The organism is Nonomuraea sp. NPDC049784 (genome assembly GCF_040659615.1).
Lineage (GTDB): Bacteria > Actinomycetota > Actinomycetes > Streptosporangiales > Streptosporangiaceae > Nonomuraea.
This window is the reverse complement of record NZ_JBFAMX010000815.1, coordinates 1-3,718: the sequence shown is the minus strand read 5'-3', so window position 1 is coordinate 3,718 and position 3,718 is coordinate 1. Positions and strand designations below refer to the sequence as shown.

3 protein-coding genes are annotated in these 3,718 nt (G+C 67.3%); all 3 read left to right on the top strand.

The genetic code is table 11. The features are described 5' to 3' along the window. Positions 1–195: 195 nt before the first annotated feature. The 3 genes from AB0J09_RS59035 (at position 196) to AB0J09_RS59025 (ending at position 3,562) form a co-directional block, all read left to right on the top strand. Positions 196–1,380, top strand: a complete 1,185-nt coding sequence (locus tag AB0J09_RS59035; RefSeq protein ID WP_360712164.1) for a helix-turn-helix transcriptional regulator — start codon at positions 196–198, stop codon at positions 1,378–1,380. A 173-nt stretch (positions 1,381–1,553) separates the two neighbouring features. Continuing rightward, the gene (locus tag AB0J09_RS59030; RefSeq protein WP_360712162.1) at positions 1,554–2,417 is read left to right on the top strand and encodes an SAM-dependent methyltransferase; all 864 of its coding nucleotides are present in this window, start codon (positions 1,554–1,556) and stop codon (positions 2,415–2,417) included. Between the two features lie 236 nt (positions 2,418–2,653). Further along, positions 2,654–3,562, top strand: coding sequence for a phosphotransferase (locus tag AB0J09_RS59025; protein ID WP_360712159.1), 909 nt, complete (start codon positions 2,654–2,656; stop codon positions 3,560–3,562). The last annotated feature ends 156 nt before the right edge of the window (positions 3,563–3,718 follow it).

The window sequence follows — 3,718 nt, the reverse complement described above, 5'->3', positions numbered from 1 at the left end:
GCTCATCTACGGAAAGCCCAGCCCCGGACAGCGGAACAATCAGGAACCCGCGTCAGTGGTCACCGTCTCCGGGTCCGGCGCTTTGATCGACACCTGACAGGTACGACAAGAAGTCCCGTGAACCCTAGACACAAATGAGCCCTGCACGCCTAGCCTGAGAGTTGACGAGTTCTATCAGGTAAGAGGAGCAGGGCTATGCACGAAGGTAGCACGACGGCCGCTCTTGCAACACGACTCCAAACGGTTCGGAAAAGGCACGGCCTCAGCCAGGCGGAACTCGCCGAGGCGGCAGGAATCTCCGTGAGCATGATCAGCAAGGTTGAGCGCGGCGAGGCGGAGACCCGTCTGGAGACCGTGCACAAGATTGCCAAGGCGCTGAACATGTCCACCACGGACCTCCTCGGCAATGGAGGTGACGCGCAGGACGAGCCCGACGTTTCCCCGGCCCCGGAACTGTGGGCCGGCATGCGAAAGGCGCTCATCGGCCATCTCGGGCAGCCGGACGAGGAGCCGACCGTGGAAGGGCTCGAGGAGGGCTTGGCCGGGCTCAAGGCGCTGCTGGCCAACAACCATTACAGCGAGATCGCCGCCCTCTTGCCGCCGCTCCTACGGGATGCCGACGCGCTCAACGGGCAGGCTCGCGCGCTCCACTCCCGCGTGCTCAACGCCGCTGGCTGGGTACTGACCCAGACCCGGCAGTACATCGACGCAGAAGCCGCGCTGAAGCGCGCGGTGGACGTCGCCGACGACCGGCTCGACGCCGCAGCCGCCATCAACACGATGGTGTGGCTACACCTTCGGCAGGGACAGCTCGCCGGCGCGCGGCGGCTGGCCGAGAAGTGGGCGGACGAGATCGAGCCGCGGTTCAGCCGGGCGACCACACACGAGCTGACGTTGTGGGGGCGGCTCCTGCTTGGCCTGACGAACGCGGCGGTGCGGGACAACCGGCCGGGCGACGCTGAGGACGCGCTGCAAATGGCCCAGGCCGCTGCTGTCCGGATCGGGCGCGAGGTTCTGTCGGACACGAGCACAACGCGGACGTTCGGCCCGGTCACGGTCCTGATGATCCGGGCCGAGAACGCAGCGATCACGGAAAAGCCGGACAAGGTCCTGTCGATAGCTGATCGGATCCCGGCCACGATGCCGTATGCGCACTCGGCCAGCCGTAACCGGCACCGCCTGGACGTAGCGAAGGCGTACGCCATGACCCGGATGTACCCGGAGGCGGTGGCAACGCTCCAGGACCTGACCCGTATCGCGCCCGAGTGGATCCGGGCGCAGCGTTACGCCCGCGACATCCTCCAGGGCGTGATCGACAAGCGGCGGACGTTGACGCCGGAGATGCGGGAAGTTGCGGACGCCGTAAACCTGCCCTACTGAGGGTTACCTAACATCCGTTACTACTTCCGCTGTCAGCCGAAGCAAACTGTCAATGACAGCGTGTGACCTGCGTCATAACTTCGGGTCGTGGCTAACCCGAAACGCGGAGTAAGACCAGGCCATCAGACCAGAGATGGCCGGTCCCGCGTGCCTGACCCGACGCGAGGCTCCAGATGAGTACCGGCACGTCCGAAGCGGCCTCCACGCTGTTCACGCCGCCGACGCACACGCAGAGCCGGGTATACAACGCGCTGACCGGCGGCAAGGAGAACTACAGCACCGAACAGGAACTGGCGCAGGACCTATTGAAGATCTTCCCCGGGATGGGGGAGGTCATGAAGGAGAGCCGCCGCTTCATCATCCGCGCGGCGGCCTACCTAGCGGACATGGGCCTGCGCCAATTCCTCGACCTGGGCTGCGGCTACCCGCCGGGAGACTCTGCCGACGACCAGAACGTGCACGAGGTCGTCCAGGACATCATGCCGTGGGCCCGAGTCGCCTACGTGGACAACGACCGCACAGTCATCACCCACGCGCTTCACGCGTACCGTTTCCAGCCGGGCCTGGCCGTGGTGCACGCGGATGTCCGCGACCTCGACACCGTCCTGTCGCACCCCGACCTCCGGAAGGTCATCGATCCTGACCAAGAGGCCGGGGTCCTCGCTGGCGCGCTGCTGCACTTCTTCGACGATGAGGCGGCCAAGCGCATGCTGGAGGACCTGGCCAGAAGGCTTGCCCCGGGCAGCGTGATCGCGCTCACCCACGCCACCGGCGACGGCGCACCAGAAGACAAGGCTGCCGAGGCCCGAGACCTTTACGAGCGCCACGTCGGCCCCCTCTACCTGCGCTCGGAGGAGCAGATCAGGGCGCTGCTGAAGGACTGCCGCATCATCGCCGGACCCCACCGCAGTTACGAGCTGCTGCCCGAGCACCCAGACGACGTGGAGAACGCCGACAAGAGGGGCCCCCACTTCTGGGCGGTGATCGCGGAGCTCAGCCCCGCCCCGGCTCGACCGGCCGGAGAAGGGACTGACTGATGAGCTTGGGCGTGGCGGAAGTTGGCTGCCGGCGGGACGCTGGCCGCCACCTCCGCGCCCACACAAACGAGCGGCGAGACGGTGGACGGCCGCCTCGCCGCTTGCCCGACACGGCGCGGGCAAGCCAGTCAACTAGTCCGCGCCGTCCTACGCCTCGCACCTAAGGGACGAGCCTTGTTTCTCTCCCGGAGGTGCGAGGCACCCACACAAGCCAACCCGTTCCCTCCGGAGGCAACGTGACCGACCGCCTGAACTGGCCCGACCTTCCTCAGAAGGTCCGTGCCGCGATCGAGGAGCAGACCGGTCCCGCAGTAAGGGTTGAGGCCGTCACGAGCGGTCGGCCGGGACTCGCGGTGCGCCTGTACACCGAGCGCGACGAAGCATTCGTCAAGGCGATCCCGCTGAGCGACCCGGCCGTCTCGCTGATCCAGCGCGAGCGGTGGGCGAGCCTGCACCTCCCGCTATCCGCACCCGTGCCCCGCATGACAGGGGACATCATCTTCGGCGGCTGGCAAGTCGTGATGTGGGAGCTGATCAACGACAACGCAGACCACGCCTACATGGGGCCCGGCTCGTCGGACATACCGCTCGTGGTCGACGGGCTGGAGCGGCTTGGCAAGCTGCTCACCCCATGCCCGTCTCGCGCCCGCCCAGCGGTCGAGCGCGTGTCCTCCCTGTGGGCGAAGGCGCGCTTCGTGCTGAAACGGCCAGTGCTGTACGACCGCGAGTTGTACAAAATGGTGCTCGCGGGCTTCCAACCCAGCATGCTGCAGGGCGACCCCCTGCTGCACGGAGACCAATTGCTTCATGGCAACCTCACCCCCGGGCACCTGCGCATCAAGGACGGCCTGCTCTACGTGGTGGACTGGTCCGAGGCGTGCCGCGGCCCCGCCTGGTTCGACCTCGCTCTCCTCGCGCCTCAACTGGTGGTGGACGGTCACAAACCCGAGCTGGCCGATGCCGAGCTAGCGGCGATGCCCGGCTGGCGTGAGGCGCCCGCCAATCACGTGGCCGGCCTGGCGGCGCTGTGGACCCTGGCCCGCCTCTACGACGCCGAACACGGGCCGGAGATCCGGAGGCGGGCAGAGACGCGCTGCGCCGAGAAGGGCAAGGACTGGCTCGCTTACCGGCTCAGCATGATCTGACCCAGGTTGGCGAGAAAGGCCCACCGATGATCGTGGCGTGGCAACTCGCACCGTCGCAGCGCATCTCGCTGCACGTGCCACGCCCACGTGCGGGCGGCCTGGTGTCGTCGTCCACGCCGCCCCGCACCCCTGGCGCAGGCCGAAACCCACCCGCAG